Annotated in this window: 14 protein-coding genes and 1 CRISPR repeat array; of the genes, 7 read left to right on the forward strand and 7 right to left on the reverse strand. The window is 65.1% G+C overall.

Annotated elements, in window-relative coordinates:
- Positions 1 to 51 precede the first annotated feature (51 nt).
- Positions 52 to 1,038, reverse strand: a complete 987-nt coding sequence (locus XW59_RS00920) for a fumarylacetoacetate hydrolase family protein (RefSeq protein ID WP_047147055.1) — start codon at positions 1,036 to 1,038, stop codon at positions 52 to 54.
- A gap of 92 nt (positions 1,039 to 1,130) precedes the next feature.
- Here XW59_RS00920 and XW59_RS00925 point away from each other — a divergent pair, with 92 nt between their 5' ends.
- From XW59_RS00925 to XW59_RS00945, 5 genes are read left to right on the forward strand one after another with little or no spacing between them, the layout of a single operon-like run.
- Positions 1,131 to 2,072, forward strand: a complete 942-nt coding sequence (locus tag XW59_RS00925; protein ID WP_047147215.1) for an ABC transporter substrate-binding protein — start codon at positions 1,131 to 1,133, stop codon at positions 2,070 to 2,072.
- Positions 2,073 to 2,083: 11 nt separating this feature from the next.
- Positions 2,084 to 2,788, forward strand: coding sequence for an FCD domain-containing protein (locus XW59_RS00930; protein WP_047147054.1), 705 nt, complete (start codon positions 2,084 to 2,086; stop codon positions 2,786 to 2,788).
- Positions 2,785 to 3,573, forward strand: a complete 789-nt coding sequence (locus XW59_RS00935) for an ABC transporter ATP-binding protein (RefSeq protein WP_047147053.1) — start codon at positions 2,785 to 2,787, stop codon at positions 3,571 to 3,573. Before XW59_RS00930 ends, XW59_RS00935 begins: the two co-directional genes overlap by 4 nt.
- A 2-nt stretch (positions 3,574 to 3,575) precedes the next feature.
- Positions 3,576 to 4,331, forward strand: coding sequence for an ABC transporter permease subunit (locus tag XW59_RS00940; RefSeq protein ID WP_047147052.1), 756 nt, complete (start codon positions 3,576 to 3,578; stop codon positions 4,329 to 4,331).
- Positions 4,328 to 5,098: an ABC transporter permease gene (locus tag XW59_RS00945; protein WP_047147051.1), complete on the forward strand. Its 771-nt coding sequence runs from the start codon at positions 4,328 to 4,330 to the stop codon at positions 5,096 to 5,098. Before XW59_RS00940 ends, XW59_RS00945 begins: the two co-directional genes overlap by 4 nt.
- A gap of 59 nt (positions 5,099 to 5,157) precedes the next feature.
- Positions 5,158 to 5,524: a CRISPR direct-repeat array (repeat unit 37 nt; unit sequence GTTGCCGCTGGACCGCTTCTTCTGAGCTGCTAAGCTC).
- 71 nt (positions 5,525 to 5,595) lie between these two features.
- Here the strand turns inward: XW59_RS00945 and cas2 are convergent.
- The 6 genes from cas2 to XW59_RS00975 all read right to left on the reverse strand — a co-directional run bounded on the left by cas2 (position 5,596) and on the right by XW59_RS00975 (position 13,015).
- Positions 5,596 to 5,961 carry a CRISPR-associated endonuclease Cas2 gene (gene cas2 / locus XW59_RS00950; protein ID WP_047147050.1) on the reverse strand — a complete coding sequence of 122 codons (366 nt, stop codon included), beginning with the start codon at positions 5,959 to 5,961 and terminating at the stop codon, positions 5,596 to 5,598.
- Complete coding sequence (cas1, locus tag XW59_RS00955; RefSeq protein ID WP_047147049.1) at positions 5,958 to 6,875, reverse strand: type II CRISPR-associated endonuclease Cas1; 918 nt, start codon at positions 6,873 to 6,875, stop codon at positions 5,958 to 5,960. The genes cas2 and cas1 overlap by 4 nt, the downstream gene beginning before the upstream one ends.
- A gap of 38 nt (positions 6,876 to 6,913) precedes the next feature.
- Positions 6,914 to 10,207, reverse strand: coding sequence for a type II CRISPR RNA-guided endonuclease Cas9 (gene cas9 / locus XW59_RS00960; RefSeq protein ID WP_047147048.1), 3,294 nt, complete (start codon positions 10,205 to 10,207; stop codon positions 6,914 to 6,916).
- Positions 10,208 to 10,749: 542 nt separating this feature from the next.
- On the reverse strand, positions 10,750 to 11,289 hold the full coding sequence (locus XW59_RS00965) for a hypothetical protein (RefSeq protein WP_047147047.1): 540 nt from the start codon (positions 11,287 to 11,289) through the stop codon (positions 10,750 to 10,752).
- A 3-nt stretch (positions 11,290 to 11,292) separates the two neighbouring features.
- The gene (gene upp / locus XW59_RS00970; protein ID WP_047147046.1) at positions 11,293 to 11,919 is read right to left on the reverse strand and encodes a uracil phosphoribosyltransferase; all 627 of its coding nucleotides are present in this window, start codon (positions 11,917 to 11,919) and stop codon (positions 11,293 to 11,295) included.
- Between the two features lie 103 nt (positions 11,920 to 12,022).
- A complete protein-coding gene (locus XW59_RS00975; protein WP_047147045.1) occupies positions 12,023 to 13,015 on the reverse strand; it encodes an adenosine deaminase in 993 nt (330 codons plus the stop codon).
- A gap of 202 nt (positions 13,016 to 13,217) precedes the next feature.
- On the opposite strand from XW59_RS00975, the gene ubiE reads away from it, so the two are divergent.
- Together ubiE and ubiB are read left to right on the forward strand one after the other, a co-directional pair.
- On the forward strand, positions 13,218 to 13,994 hold the full coding sequence (ubiE, locus tag XW59_RS00980) for a bifunctional demethylmenaquinone methyltransferase/2-methoxy-6-polyprenyl-1,4-benzoquinol methylase UbiE (RefSeq protein ID WP_047147214.1): 777 nt from the start codon (positions 13,218 to 13,220) through the stop codon (positions 13,992 to 13,994).
- Between the two features lie 13 nt (positions 13,995 to 14,007).
- A complete protein-coding gene (gene ubiB / locus XW59_RS00985; RefSeq protein WP_047147044.1) occupies positions 14,008 to 15,582 on the forward strand; it encodes a 2-polyprenylphenol 6-hydroxylase in 1,575 nt (524 codons plus the stop codon).
- The last annotated feature ends 29 nt before the right edge of the window (positions 15,583 to 15,611 follow it).

Consider the following 15,611-nt stretch of genomic DNA (forward strand, 5'->3'; position numbering starts at 1 on the left):
GGCCTCCCGCTCCGGCGGGAGGCCAGGATAGCAGGCGATCGGGACGGCCGCTCAGGCGTCCTGGCGGACGATCTTGTTGCGCAAGGTGCCGATCTTCTCGATTTCCAGCTCGATCGTGTCGCCATGGCTGAGGAAATGGCCGTTTTCGAGTCCGCAGCCATTGCCGACCGTGCCGGACCCGATGAACTCGCCGGCAAAGACCGTCTCGTCGCGCGACATATGCGCGATCAGTTCCTCGAAGCTGAACAGCATGCCTTCCGAGCGTCCCCTGGCGACCGTCTCGCCATTGATGCGCGCCTCCATGGCGAGCGCGTAGGGATCGCCGATCTCGTCCGGCGTGACGATCCACGGCCCGAGCACGTTGCCGCCGTTGAAGCTCTTGCCCTTCGCGGGTCCGAGCCAGCCGGGCATCTCCATCGCCTGCTGGTCGCGGGCGGAAAGATCGTTGAAGATCGTGTAGCCGAAGATATGCTCGGCCGCTTTGGAAGCGGGAATATTGGTTCCCGTCCTGCCGACGAACACGCCGATCTCCAGCTCGTAGTCCATCACCTTGGAGTAGGCCGGCCAGCGCACCGTGTCCTCGGGCCCGGCGACGATCATGCGGTTGGTGATGTAGTAGATCGGAAGCTTGCGGTAGACCTCCGGCAGGTCCGCGAGCGGCTCCGCCTCGATGGCGGCGAGCGCCGCCGGATCACCGGCCGCGAGCAGCTTGCGCATGCCGCGCGGCGATTGGCGGATATGCAGCGGGAAGCTCATGCCGTCGCGCATCTGGCGCGGTTCCGGCACCGGGGCGAGCAGCCGAACGGAAGAAACGTCCACGCTGAGATCGCCGCCGCCGCCATGGCGGTCGAAAAGGTCATGGGCGGCGTCCAGCCCCGCCTTGCCCGCGTCCATCAGCGAAATCATCGAGGCGAAGGCCGACGCGTCGCGGCCGGCGCGCTCGGCGGCAAGCCGCAGGTCGAACAGTTTCGCGTTTCCGGAATGGACGATGGCGACGGAAGCGTTTCCGGGTCCGTTTTCATAAGTCGCAAGCTTCACGTATTCCTCCCTCTTGCGAATATATATATTTCATGTTTCTATCGATATATCAAAGCGGCACGATTGGAAAGCCGTTTGTAAGGGAGGAAATCATGAAGCTTGGGAATGGAGCCTCGCGGCTCGGCACGGTCCTTGCCGTGCTGATGGGCATGACGTCGATCGCGTCCGCGCAGGAAAAAGTCGTCATCGGCTGCACCGCCACCACCGATTGCGCCTCGGCGGCGATCGCGGTGGAGGAAGGCATCTTCGAGAAGAACGGGCTCGACGCCGAGCTGATCCTGATCGGGCTGAACTCCAACATCCCGGCGGGCATCCTGTCGAATTCGCTCCAGATCGGCGGCCCGACCCCCTCGGTCTTCCTGCAGGCGACGGACGGCGGCCTCGACCTCGTGGCGGTCGCCGGCGCCTCCTCGACGGCCAAGGAAACCGCCGACACCGTGGCGATCGTCACGCGTGCTGGCGTGGAAATTTCGTCGGCCAAGGACCTGGCCGGCAAGAAGGTCGGCGCGCCCGGCATCGGCGCCTTCCTGCACGTGCTCTTCCAGCAATGGCTGATCGAGAACGACGTCGACCCGAAATCGGTGCAGTTCGTGGAAGTGACCTTCCCGACGATGAGCGACGTGCTGCAGTCGGGCGCAGTCGACGCGGTGGTGGCGGCCGAGCCGTTCCTGTCGCGCATCCTTTCGGCGGGCACCGGCAAGGTGATGTCGCACTATCTGGAGGATTTGCCCGAGCATCAGCCGCAGATCCTCTATGCCTCGACGCGCGAATGGGCCGATTCCAACCCCGAGGCGCTCGCCGCCTTCCGCGCCTCGATCGACGAGGCGGCCAAGATCGTCAATGCCGATCCGGACAAGGCGCGCGGCGCGATCTCGCGCTTCACCAAGATTCCGCCGGAAGTGCTCGCCAACATGAAGCTGTCGGTCTCCGATCCGGTCATCACCTCCGAACAGCTCGCCTGGTGGGCCGACGTGATGAACCAGCAGAACATGCTGCAGAACGAGCCGGACGTCGACGCGCTGGTGCAGAAGTAAGCCGACGAAATATGAAGACGGGCCCGCGGAACGGAACGACGGCACAAGGCGGCGACACGCTCAGCGAGCGTGCGGCGGCCTCGGTCGAGCGCGACATTCTCGCGGGCGTCTGGCTCCCCGGCGCACGGCTCGGCATCCACGCGCTTTCTGCTCACTACGGCATCGGCGCCACGCCGCTGCGCGAGGGCCTCTCGCGCCTGGTCTCGCGCGGGCTGATCCAGGCCGTGGGCCAGCGCGGGTTTCGCGTCGCCCCGGTCTCGCGCGACGATCTGGAGGACATCACCCGCGTGCGCTGCATCGTCGAGGCGGAGGCGCTGCGGCGGTCCATCGCAACCGGCGACGACGAATGGGAGGCCGGCGTGCTCGCCTGCCTTCACCGGCTGCGCCGCATGGTGGAGCGCGACCCGCGATCGATGCGCGAGGACGCGCCGGAATTCGACCGGCTCCACAAGGAGTTCCACCGCTCGATCCTGACCGCCTGCCAGTCGGAGCGGCTGTTGCGGCTGCAGGACGAGCTCTACGACCAGGCCTATCGCTATCGACGCGCGATGATGCGCCGTTTCGAGAACGCCGACTGGTTCATCGACGAGCATCAGCAACTGGCCGACATCATCCTCGCCCGCAAGGCGGACGAAGCGGTGGCGATGCTGATGAAGCATCTCGGGCACACACTCCACGTCGTCTATGGCGACGAGGGAGCGGACAGGACGATATGAGAAAAACCGACAAGCAGGCAGCCGCCCGACCCGTGATCGAGTTCAGCCGGGTCGACCTCTCCTTCGGCGACAGGAAGATCATCGACAAGCTCGACCTCACGGTCCGCGAAGGCGAGTTCGTCTGCATCATCGGCCCTTCCGGCTGCGGCAAGACGACGGCGCTGCGCATGGCGGGCGGCCTCGTCAACCCGACCGGCGGCAGCGTCGGCGTGCTCGGCGAGGCGATGCTGAAGCCGAGGCGCGACGTGGCGATCGTCTTTCAGGATTACGGCAAGGCGCTGCTGCCCTGGCGCACCGCGCACGGCAACATCTCGCTGGCGCTGGAGGCGGCGGGCGTGGCCAAGGCCGAGCGCGGGGACCGCATCGAGCATCTTCTGGAGAAGGTGGGCCTGCCCGGCCAGGGCGACAAATATCCGGCCGAGATGTCCGGCGGCATGCAGCAGCGGCTGCAGATCGCCCGCTGCCTGGCGCAGGACCCGAAGGTCCTCCTGATGGACGAGCCCTTCGGCGCGCTCGACGCGATGACGCGCCAGACGCTGCAGGACGAGCTGCTGTCGATCGCCGCCGACACGCGCGCCACCGTGTTCTTCGTCACCCACGACCTCGAGGAGGCGATCTATCTCGGCGACCGCGTGGTGGGACTCCTGCCCGATCCCGGCCGCATCGGCACGATGACCGAGATCGGCCTGCCGCGCCCGCGCGACCAGCTCTCGACCCGCGAGATGCCGGAATTCCTTGCGCTGCGCCGCTCGCTCTTCGACTTCATCGAAAAGGCCGAGGCGTGAGGATGCGCGCCCGCGGCCTCCTGCTTCCGCTGCTGCTGCTGGTTGCCGCCGAACTCGGCATGCGGCTCTCGGGAACGCAGAGCATGGCGCTGGCCGCGCCGAGCGACGTCTTCCTGTCGCTCCTCTCGGCGATCGGCGACGGCTCGCTGCTCGTCGCCACCCGCGACACGCTGACGGTCGCTTTCGCCGGGCTGGCGATCGGCACGGCGGTCGGGCTTGCCTTCGGCATCCTCTTCGGTCTGGTGCCGCCGCTCAACCGGCTGATGGAGGTGACGATAGAGGCGATCCGCCCCGTGCCGTCGGTCGCGCTCATTCCCATCGCCATGCTGGCGCTCGGCTTCGGCTATCGCATGGGCATCGCCATCGTGGCCTTTGCCTGCGCTTTCCCGATGCTGATCCTGACGCGCGCCGCGATCGCCGGCATCGAGCCGCGGCTCTTCGAGGTCGCCCGCGCGTTGCGTCTTTCCGCCATGCAGCGTGTCTTCAAGATCATCCTGCCGGCTGCCTTCCCGCGCATCATGGTGGCCTTCCGGCTCGCGGCCGGCATCGCGCTGGTCGTCGCCGTCACCGTCGAGATCGCCGCCAACCCGCTCGGCCTCGGCTACGGTATCCTGATCGCCCAACAGGCGCTGGACCCGGCGCGCATGCTCGCCTACCTCGTCTGGATCGGCATCGTCGGCTACGCGCTCAACTGGGCCCTGGTCGGCGCGCAACACGGCATGTTCGGGCGCGCGGGCGGGGCGGAGGCGCGGCAATGACCTTCCGAGGCAACCTCCCCTGGCGCATCGCCAGCTTCGCAGTCGCCGCCGGCTTCGTGCTCTTGTGGCAATGGATCGCCGACCTCAAGCTCGTATCGCCGGTTTTCCTGCCCGGCCCCGACCGCGCCTGGAACGCACTGGTCGCCGGCATGACCGAAGGCGATCTCGCAACCAAGCTCGTCGCCACGGTGGAGCGCATGATCTGGGGCTGGCTGATCGCCTCGCTCGCGGGCATCGCGCTCGGCGCGGCGATCGGCATATCGCCGCGCATGCGCGCTTATGTGGCGCCGATGCTGGAATTCCTGCGGCCACTGCCGGCCTCCGCCATCATCCCCGTGGCCATCGCGCTGCTCGGCCTGTCGGACGCGATGGTGCTCTTCGTCATCGCCTTCGGCGCGCTGTGGCCGGTACTGCTCGCCACCATTCACGGCTTCTCGGCCGTCGAGCCCAGGCTCTACGAGGTCGGGGCGGCGCTCGGCCTGACACGCCGGCAGACGATCATGAAGCTCTCGCTGCCCTCGGCGAGCCCCGACATCCTCGCCGGCATGCGCCTCGGCCTGACCGTGGCGCTCATCCTCGCGGTCGTCTGCGAGATGCTTGCCGGTCGCGACGGGCTCGGCAACTGGATCCTGCTTTCCGCCCGCTCCTTCCGCGCGCCCGACCTCTATGCCGGCGTGATCCTGCTCGGCGCGCTCGGCTTCCTGAGCTCCGTGGCGATCGACTGGACCGAGCAGCGGCTCCTGCGCTGGCGCGCCAGGGCGCGGTGAATTGACCGTCTTTTGCGAAGCGCTGGACTGGACTAGATTTCGCCGATCATGATGACGTCGTTGCCGCTGGACCGCTTCTTCTGAACTGCTAAGCTCGGCCATGGCTCCCATGTTGGCCAGTCTGGGTTGCCGCTGGACCGCTTCTTCTGAGCTGCTAAGCTCGCGCTGTCGCTGACATAGCTCGGCCAGTTGTTGCCGCTGGACCGCTTCTTCTGAGCTGCTAAGCTAATCCTGTTTGATGGTGCGGGTCAGCAAACGTTGCCGCTGGACCGCTTCTTCTGAGCTGCTAAGCTCGCCGCGATGTACTCAACGCTGACGAGATCGTTGCCGCTGGACCGCTTCTTCTGAGCTGCTAAGCTCAGACCACGGTTCTCCCGCCGATCTTGGCAGTTGCCGCTGGACCGCTTCTTCTGAGCTGCTAAGCTCGATGCCCGCCGATCTTCCTGAAAACAAACAGAAAATCGGCGGGCTCGATGTGGGAAAAACGGTTCCGCGCCTCAGAAAAGCGCCATCTGCTCGGGATTTTTTCGGCTTCGGCGCCGGCGCTGGTCGGAAAAGCGGACGATGTTTTCATATTGCCGGTCCGTGAACTGGAAGATGTAGATGTCGCCCCATTGAGGCAGGTTGGCCTCGATTTTCCGCGCATATGCCTCGAACTGCTCCTTGCCGTTGCAGAAGCGCAGATAGTTGGAAAACTGGCTCATCTCGAAGCCTTGATCAAGCAGGAACAGGCGGAACTTGGTCGCCGCGGCTCTCTGCTTCCTCGTTTCGACCGGCAGGTCGAAGGTGACAAGAATCCACATCAACTGATACCCGCTCAGATGCGCCAGGCCGAGATTGCCCTTGTCCTCCCGCCGCGTCATCCAGGCTCGCTTACTGCCGCTTCCGCGCGAAGAGGCGACCCCGGAAGCGCAAGGTCGATCCGGCCGGTTTCGAAACATGTCGCGACCGAATGAACGAAGCGCTGCACTTGCACGGACAGCGGCGAAACGGTGCCGTCCGGATTTTGCAGGTCGAGCGTGGTGAGCGTCGCAAGGCGGCGTTTGACGTCGCCGGTGACTTCGACATGCCCCTCGTCGAGCAGTTCCAGAACCATCTGGTCGACAAGAGGCCGATACGGCTCCATCAGATCGTCGGAAAGCGCGAAGGCGTTATTGCGGTTGGAATGGAAGATGCCGATCGTCGGATGCAGTCCCGTCGCGCAGACGCTGCGCGATACCACCGCGCGCAGGACCGTGTAGCCGTAATTGAGAAGCGCATTGGCGCCGCCGGCCGAGCGGTCCCGTGAAAAATCCGCGCCGAACAGCGCCCTCCAATACCGCCGCGCCGCCTGCGCCTCGATATTGTCCGGATCGCCCGAGCGCACCTTGCGTGCGAGCAGATCGAATGCGCCCGCCTCGCCGCCGCGCGCGGCGAAAATCGTCCCCTGCATGCGCACCTTGGCGGAAACGATACGCCGCCATATCTGCTTGCCGAGCGGCCGGCCCGCGGCAAGCTGCGCGCGCATGCGGGCGGCCTGGGCATAATGCCCTTCGATCGGCCAGACACAGGCGACAGGCGCATGGTTGCTGCCGCACACCACGATCGGGACGGCGCGCTCGGAAAGGCGCACCATCACCGAGTTCGACCATGCCGTGCCGTGCGCATGCACGATCAGCGCGCCGATATCGTCGAGCGCGACCCGCCCTTTTTCCTCTCCTCCCGCGCTCACGGTAAGAAAACCGCGATGAACGGCAAGAAAAAGACCTTCCGTTTCTATATCAACCACCCGCTCCATGGTCGAATATAGTAGCTATACTTCTTAAAATTGTGTAGCTACGCCCGCTCCCGCTCCAAACGCTTGTTGCGGGCCAGGCGGCTTTCCCGGTCCTGTGGGCCGGGATCGAGGACCTGACCGGTGGCGTCGATCCTGACCTGCCGCGCGGCTATCTCCTTCAAGCCGCTCGCCGATTTCGAGAAATACTTGAAGGGATCGGCGCGATCGGCGTCCCGCGCCTTGAGGCTTCCTCCCTCGTTATGGGCGGCAAAATAGATCTGGCCGGCGGTGTTGAACTTGACGACGCGACCGATCGTGTAGCCGTCCTTCGGATGCTCGCAGGCGACCATGTCGTTCTGCTTCAGGCTGAGCACCTTGCGTGCCGCCGGATGCGGCCTGCGCTCCTCGGCCGCCCGGTCGGGCCGGTGCGCGTCGAACATTGTGACCACGTCCGCCTTCCATTTGCCGTCCGGCAGTTCCCAGACGTCGTAACGGAAATTGGCGTCGCCCTTGTAGCCCTTGTAGATATTGCCGTCGCGGTCGCGGATGGGGATCACCGACAGGCTCTCCGTGACCCGGACATGGCGGATGCCACGGAACTGCTTGTCCGTCTTGCGGAAATAATCGAGCGCCGCCGAAAGCTCGCGGCCGGAAAGCCCGCTGGTCGCCGAATAGACGCGGCCGCGAAGCTCGGTATCCCTGATCGAGGGAATGTCCTTGTCGGTGAGCGACAGGAAGGGTTTGCGGCGCACCACGATCGGGTTGCCACGCGCGTCCGTCTCGCCGGTTATCCCATAGGCGGTGTCGTTGTGGAGCTGGCCGGCGGTGCGGCCGTGCTCACCCGGCTTGGGCAACGTTCCGTGGTCCGGCTTGTGGCTGACGACGGCGCGGTCGATGGCGGCTTTCAGTTCCTCGCGAAAGCCCGGCCAGGGCATCGGGATGTCGGCGATCGTCTCCTCCAGGGCGAGCTTTTCGCGCAGGCCCGCCTCGGTCGAGATCCGCTGCAGCAGGCCGCGCGTGGTCACGCCCACCACCGCCGCGTCGATCGCGTGGTGGCGATGGTCCTTGCGGTTCTTGGCCTGCCCGGCGCCGAAATTGTGGTCGGGCAGGAGCGCGTTCAAGCCCCATCCGCGGCGCAGCATCTCCGTCAGCCGGCCGGGAATGACGCGGACATGGTTTCTCCGGCGAAGCTCCCCGAGACGGTCGGGTTCCTCCGTCGGATAAAGCGCCTCGGCATATTCGCGGGCAAGCCGCGAAAGATATTGCGTGTCGGTGAGCTGGCGGGCGAGAAAGCCTTCGTTCTCCTTGTATTTCTCCATCGCGTCACGCGCGAAGCGCCAGCGCTTGTTGCGCGGCAGCCGCGCGGCGCGTTCCAGTATCTCGTCGTAGCGTCCGCCCCATTCGGCAACTTCGGCCGGCGCGCGGTTGGCCTTTACGCGATTGGCCTCGACGACGCACAGGATGCGGTTGGCCTGGCTGTCGTCCATCGTTCGCGACCAGGGCAGGATGTGGTCGACGTCGACTTCGCCGGAAAACAGCATGGAGATGCAAATCGGCCTGCCGGTATAGACGCAGACCCGGTCTTCGGGCTTGTCCGGGTTGAGCTCCTCCCATAGCTTCAGCAGCGCGCGATTGTAGCCATTGTCCTTCTGGCCGATGTCGCGCAGCTTCTGCGAGCGCAGGGCGGCGGCGCGCGTGTTGCGGCCGATGACGCGGTTCACCTCGTCCTTCTGCCTGTCGTTGAGCTTCAATTCCCGCGCGAGCTCGATGGCGATCTGGTCCGGCTTGCCGAAGCGGCGCGCGAGCGCGTTGACGACATGGCGGAACTGGTTCAGCGCGATATGGACCGTCGGGTTGGTGATGCGTCCCTTCGCGATGTCGTAGGGATCGTCCGGATCGTTGGTGCCGGGCGGGATGCGCCGTTCGAGGACTTCCTGATATTTCGGCAGGCGATCGAGCCCGTCCTCGTCCGCCCGCGCCAGCGAATGGTCGTAACCGGCCAGCCTCGCCGCGTCGGCCTCGGTGATCACATCGGCCTTCAATTCCTCCAGCATGGTCGAAACCGCCGTCGGCCCCAGCCTGCCGTAGCCGTCCGGCAGATGGACCTTCGCCGCCTGCTCGGCCTCCGCATCGGAAAGACCATGTTCCGAGACGAGCCATTCATGCAGCGCGAACGGATCCTCCTCCTCGCGCAGGCGCTCGACGATCCGCCATTTCTCGTCCGTCGAGAAGCCGGACCAGCGGTTGCCGAAAACCGCCTTGTCGGCCAGCGCGGCCGTCACCTCGTCGCCCATCATGTCGGTGCGATTCTCGGTTTCCTTGTTGAAGCGCAGGTCGCGCAGCCTGAGCTCCTTGCGCAGCGCGGCATAGGTCGCCTTGCGCTGGCCGCGCAGCTTGAGGACGAGCCGGTCGCGCTCGGGAAGCGTCAGCTTGCGGTGGCTCTGGTCGGGCATCACCACTTCCAGCTCGTTCACCTCCTTGTAGAGGCGGAATTCCTGGAACAGCGGATGCGCCTTGGCGAGCCGCGTCTCGGCGGAATTGAAGCTGCATCTGCCGACGATCGCCGGCTTCAGCGGCCGCTGATGAAACATGACGCGAAAGAGATGCCCGCGGCGTTCCTCCGTCAAAACTTCCGGGTGATAGGAGTACTGCTTCTCCCAGATCGCATCGAACTCCTCCTCGAGAAGCCGCCGCACGGGATAGAAGTCATAGGCCGTCTTCGCGGGCTTGCCGTCCTCGGCCTCCTGCTCGGACGCCCCCGCACGCACGCGCACCGGCCTGCCGTCGGAACGCCGCTTCGCCAGATAGGCGCCCAGCGTCGGGGCGCCGGTATCCCTCATCTCCTCGAGCAGCCGGTTGACGCCGGTTTCGATAGCGCCTTTTTCGTTCGACTTCCGGTCGGTCTTGCGGTTGGACTTGAAGCCGCGACGCTGGTTCAGGTGAAACAGCGCGCGGCCGATATGATGAAGCGGCAGCTTTTCCATCAGCGCGCGGGCGCGCAGGCTGTAGACGTCGGCGAGCGCCTCCTCCGACTTCGGACCGCGATCGCCGGTCTTGGCGACGAGCGCCTGCCGTGCCTTCGGATCGGCCGGCATCAGGCCGTATTCCGTCAGGGTGCGCAGAACCGCCTTGCGCCGGCGCTTGTAGCGGTCGCGCCGGCGCGCCATGGCACGCGCCGCGCGCCGGCCTTCGGCAAGCGAGTTTCCGGATTTCGGCTCGCGGCCGTCGGCGAAGATGCGCGCGTTGGCATCCAGAATCCGGCAAGGATCGCCATTGTCCGACAGGGCGAACACGCACCAGCCGATGCTGTTGGTACCGATGTCGAATGAGAACAGTATATCTCCCTTTCCCATCGCTTCCTCATTTAAAATCTCTTTTATTTCTATCGTACTCGATTCTTACCCATTATGTCGACGCAATAATTTCTGCATATATATGGATGTGTTCCCCCGATATATGGAAATTATTATAGTATATATTTACAACAACCATTATCGAATGTATCATGATTCGCAATTGCAATTGTGCCTTCTGGTTAGCCCAATCCAAAGCGCTGACATACAGAAAAAACGAACTCGGATTAGCGTGGCATGATTGCAATAGAGTTAGGAGCCTCACCTTCTGACTTGATGTAATTTTTTTATAGGGCGTCACATATGTGAGTCCCGAGTTAGCCTATGTGGGCCCCCGATATAGTTGCATCCGGACCGTATTTGTTGTACTTGGAGATTGCTATATCTAGCAGTTCAGAAGAGGCGGTCTGGCTGTTAACAAGCTTCGACAGCACCAAATAAGGCCCTCGCCATGGCGGGGGCTTTTTGCTTGAGCAACGCCTGCTTGCAGGACTTGGGTCGGATCGGCTGCACATCCCGGGCTGGTGCCGACCGCACTCCGATCAAAACGCCTTGAGAAAGTCCTTCCAGAAGGCGCGCCAGACCTCCGCCGCTTCGGCGGAGGCGAGCTTTTGATGCGTGACGGCGAATCCCGCCTTGTCCGGCGTCTTCTGGTTGACCGAGGCGATGACGCGGCTGCGGTCTTCGAGCGTGGCGCCCCAACGGCGCCATTTCTCCGTCGCGCTCATCCGCGGACCGCTGGCGATCGCGACGCCCGAGAAGTCGGTGCGGCGTCCGGCGAGCGCTTGCCACGCCGCCATCGCCTCGTCCATGGTTCCAGGCAGCGTCTTCGTCACCGAAAGCTGAAACGACCCGTCGCCGTCCTGGCCGGGCAGGCGGCGGCCGATATGCTGTTCATAGGCGACGGTGATCGACTGCGCCCACCAGCCCGATGCCTCGCCGGTGTCGCCGACACGACGCGCGATCTCCGTGTGAGAGAGCTCCGCCGCCCCGATTTCCTCCAGAAAGACCAGCCAGGCCTGCCAGGTCTTTCCCGTGCCCTTCTCGATGGCGGCGGTGTTGATCGGTCGGGCGGCAGCCATCGGCTATTTGGTGCCGTACATGCGGTCGCCCGCGTCGCCCAGGCCGGGAACGATATAGCCCTTCTCGTTCAGCCGCTCGTCAATCGAGGCGGTGAAGACGTCGACGTCGGGATGCGCCGTGGTGAAGCGCTCGATCCCCTCGGGCGCCGCCAGCAGGCAGAGGAAGCGGATATTGGTGGCGCCGCGCTCCTTGAGCTTGTCGATGGCCGCGATCGCCGAATTGGCGGTGGCGAGCATCGGGTCGACGACGATCACCAGGCGGTCGCCGAGATCGCTCGGCGCCTTGAAGAAATATTCCACCGCCTGCAACGTCTCATGGTCGCGGTAGAGGCCGATATGGGCGACGCGGGCGGCCGGCACCAGGTCGAGCATGCCGTCGAGCAGGCCGTTGCCGGCGCGGAGCACGGAGGCGAAGACCAGCTTCTTGCCCTCCAGCGTCGGCGCCTCCATCGTCTGCATCGGCGTCTCGATGGTCTTCGTCGTCAGCTCGAGGTCGCGGGTGACCTCGTAGCAGAGCAGCAGCGATATCTCGCGCAGGAGCCGGCGAAAGCCCGCCGTCGACGTTTCCTTGTCGCGCATGATGGTGAGCTTGTGCTGGACAAGCGGGTGGTCGACGACGGTTACGCCCATGTTCCTATCTCCGGAAATCTCTATTTTGCCTTCGATCTTAGCGGCATGGCGGCATGCGAGATAGTTTGTGCACGCCCCGAGCCACAATTTTTGTCCGCGTTCGCTATCCCGGCCCGCTTTCCGCTTCGGGCGGCCGATCAAGCCGGGAAAGCAGCGCGCCGCGCGTCGCCTCGTCCACGAAAGCCGCCTCGATGGCGGTGCGGGTGACGGCGACGAGCTCGGCCTCCCCCATCGCGAAGTGCTCGGCGGCAACCTCGTATTCCCGCTGCAGCGTCGTCCAGAAATAGGGAGGATCGTCGGAGTTGAGCGTCACCTTGCAGCCCGCCGCCCGCAAGCGCGGAAAGGGATGGTCGGCGTAGCTCGAAAACACCTTCAGCTCGATATTGGAAACCGGGCAGATTTCGAGAACGACGCCCTCGTCCGCGATGCGCCTGACGAGGTCCGGATTCTCGATCGCGCGCACGCCATGGCCGATGCGCGAGGGCCGAACATGGTCGAGTGCGTCGCGCACGCTCTCCCAGCCGCCGAACTCGCCGGCATGCACGGTGATGCCGAGGCCGGCTTCCCGCGCTATCTCGAAGGCGCGGACATAGTCCTTCATGGAACCGGAGCGCTCGTCGCCGGCGACGCCGAAGCCGGTGACGAGAGGATGCCGGCACGAGGCGGCGAAGCGCGCCGCCTCCTCGATCGATTCGGTTCCGAAATGACGTACGCCGGTGACGATCATGCGGCCTTCCATGCCCGTCTTCGCCCTTGCCCGCGCAATCCCCTCGCCGAGCGCGCCGGTATAGGCTTCGGGCGACAGGCCCGCCTTCACCGCATGGTCGGGCGAGGTGAAGAACTCGCAGTAGATGGCGCCGTCGCGGGCAAGGCCGGTCAGGTAGTGCTCGGCGAGCAGCGCATAGTCCTCTTCCGTGCGGAACAGGTCGGCGGCGAAATCATAAGCCGCCAGGAAAGTCGTGAAATCGTGCCAGACGAAGGAGCCGTTCCTGATGAACGGTTCGACATCCCTGCCGTATTTCATCGCCTGTGCCGCGACCAGCTCGGGCGACGCGGCGCCTTCGATGTGGCAGTGCAGTTCCGCTTTCAAAATCATGAAATTAACCCCACTCCATCCGCGTCCCTTCATCGCGGCTTCGACAATAGCTTCACGGCCGATGATCGGCTATGGTCGCGCCGAATTTATAGCGTCGGGCACAGAAGCGCGGGAAGCGGCTTTGATATCCGGCATGTGAACAACATATAGAGTGACGTAGCGATTCCGGTTGGTCGGATACGGCTCGAAAGCGGGTGAAGAGATGTCGCAGGAGCGCACCACCGCCGCGGGCGGCATGGAAACCGCATATGGTTTCCGCAATGTCGGAGCCGGCGAGAAGCAGGGCCTCGTCAACGAGGTCTTCCACAAGGTGGCCGGGCGCTACGACCTGATGAACGACCTGATGTCGGCGGGCCTGCACCGCGTCTGGAAGGATGCGATGATCGCCTGGCTCAATCCGCCGAAGCGTTCGAGCTGGCAGGTGCTCGACGTCGCCGGCGGCACCGGCGACATCGCCTTCCGCATGGTCGAGGCGTCGGGAAGGCTCGGCCACGCGACGGTGCTCGACATCAACGGCTCGATGCTCCAGGTCGGGCATGACCGCGCCGCCAAGCGCGGCCTCGGCGATCACGTCACCTTCGTCGAGGCGAATGCGGAGGAACTGCCCTTCGAGGACGCCACCTTCGACGCCTATACGATCGCCTTCGGCATCCGCAACGTGCCCCGCATCGAAACCGCGCTTTGCGAGGCCTACCGCGTGCTGAAGCCGGGCGGGCGCTTTCTCTGCCTCGAATTCTCCGACGTCGAGATGCCGTTCCTCGACAAGGTCTACGAAGCCTGGTCGTTCAACGCCATCCCGCGCATCGGCCAGATGGTCGCCGGCGACGGCGAGCCCTATCGCTACCTGGTCGAATCGATCCGCAAATTCCCCAATCAGGAGAATTTCGCGGCGATGATCCGCAGCACCGGCTTCGACCGGGTCACCTGGCGCAACTATTCGGGCGGCATCGCCGCGTTGCATTCCGGCTGGAAGCTTTGAGAGCTTCCGCCGCATGAGCACACTTGCCGCATATTTCCGGCTGGCGCGGGCCGGCTGGATCATGACCCGCGAAGGCGTGTTCGCCGCGCTTCCGGGCGACCAGCTCTTGGGCACGCCGCGGCTCGCCTGGCAGCTGACACGGCTTCTGGAGCGGCGCAAGGCGCGCGGCCGCGAGCGCAGCCAGAACCTGGCGCAGGCGATCGACCGGCTGGGGCCTTCCTATGTCAAGCTCGGCCAGTTCCTGGCGACCAGGCCCGACGTGGTCGGCGCCGACATCGCGTTCGATCTCGCCAGCCTGCAGGACCGCATGGCGACCTTTCCGAGAAAGGAAGCGGTCCAGGAGATAGAGGAATCGCTCGGCCGCCCGATCGGCGAATTGTTCCAGCGGCTCGAAGAGCCGATCGCGGCCGCGTCGATCGCGCAGGTGCATCCCGGCGAAATCCTCCGCGACGGCGTGCCGACCAAGGTGGCCGTCAAGGTGATCCGCCCCGGCGTCAGGCGGCGCTTCGCCAACGATCTCGAAGGCTTCTTCCTCGCGGCCCGCCTGCAGGAGCGCCATATGCCCGCCACGCGCCGGCTGAAGCCGGTCGAGGTGGCGCGCACGCTGGCGCAGACCACCAGGATCGAGATGGATCTGCGGCTCGAGGCGGCGGCCCTTTCCGAACTCGGCGAGAACACCAGGGAGGATCCCGGTTTCCGCGTGCCGTGGGTGGATTGGGAACGCACCGGCCGCGACGTCGTCACCATGGAGTGGATCGACGGCATCAAGCTCAACGACGTCGACGGCCTGCGCGCCGCCGGCCACGACCTCGAGCATCTCGCCGTCGTCCTGATCCAGTCCTTCCTGCGGCATACGCTGCGGGACGGTTTCTTTCATGCCGACATGCATCCCGGCAATATCTTCGTGGAAGCGGACGGCATGATCGCCGCCGTCGACCTCGGCATCGCCGGCCGGCTCGGCAAGAAGGAGCGGCGCTTCCTCGCGGAAATCCTCTACGGCTTCATCACGCGCGACTATCAGCGCGTCGCCGAAGTGCATTTCGAAGCCGGCTATGTGCCGCGCAGCCATGACGTCAACGCCTTCGCTCAGGCGATCCGGGCGATCGGCGAGCCGATCCACGGGCAGCCGGCCGAGACGATCTCGATGGCGCGGCTTTTGACCCTGCTCTTCGAGGTGACCGAACTCTTCGACATGGAGACGCGGCCCGAACTGGTGCTCCTCCAGAAGACCATGGTGGTGGTCGAAGGCGTGGCGCGCACGCTCGACCCGGCCTTCAACATGTGGAAGGCGTCGGAGCCCGTGGTCGGCCACTGGATTAGGGCCAATCTCGGCCCGCGCGCCGTGATCGACGACGCGCGCGACGGCCTTCACGCCCTCGTCTCGCTGGCACGGCAGGCGCCCGACCTCGCCACCCGCACCGAGCGGCTGTCGCGCGAGATCGACGCGATGGCCGAGAACGGCCTGCGGTTCGACGCCGCCACCGCCGAGGCGATCGGCCGGGCCGAGGCACGGCACACACGCTCCGGCCGCCTCGCCCTCTGGGTGATCGCCGCCGCGCTGGTCTGGATTGCCGTGGAACTGCTGTAAGCACGAAATTGACTGCAATGCTAGCAATG

The sequence above is a fragment of the Aquamicrobium sp. LC103 genome (genome assembly GCF_001014615.2).
In the GTDB taxonomy this organism is placed as follows: domain Bacteria; phylum Pseudomonadota; class Alphaproteobacteria; order Rhizobiales; family Rhizobiaceae; genus LBCQ02.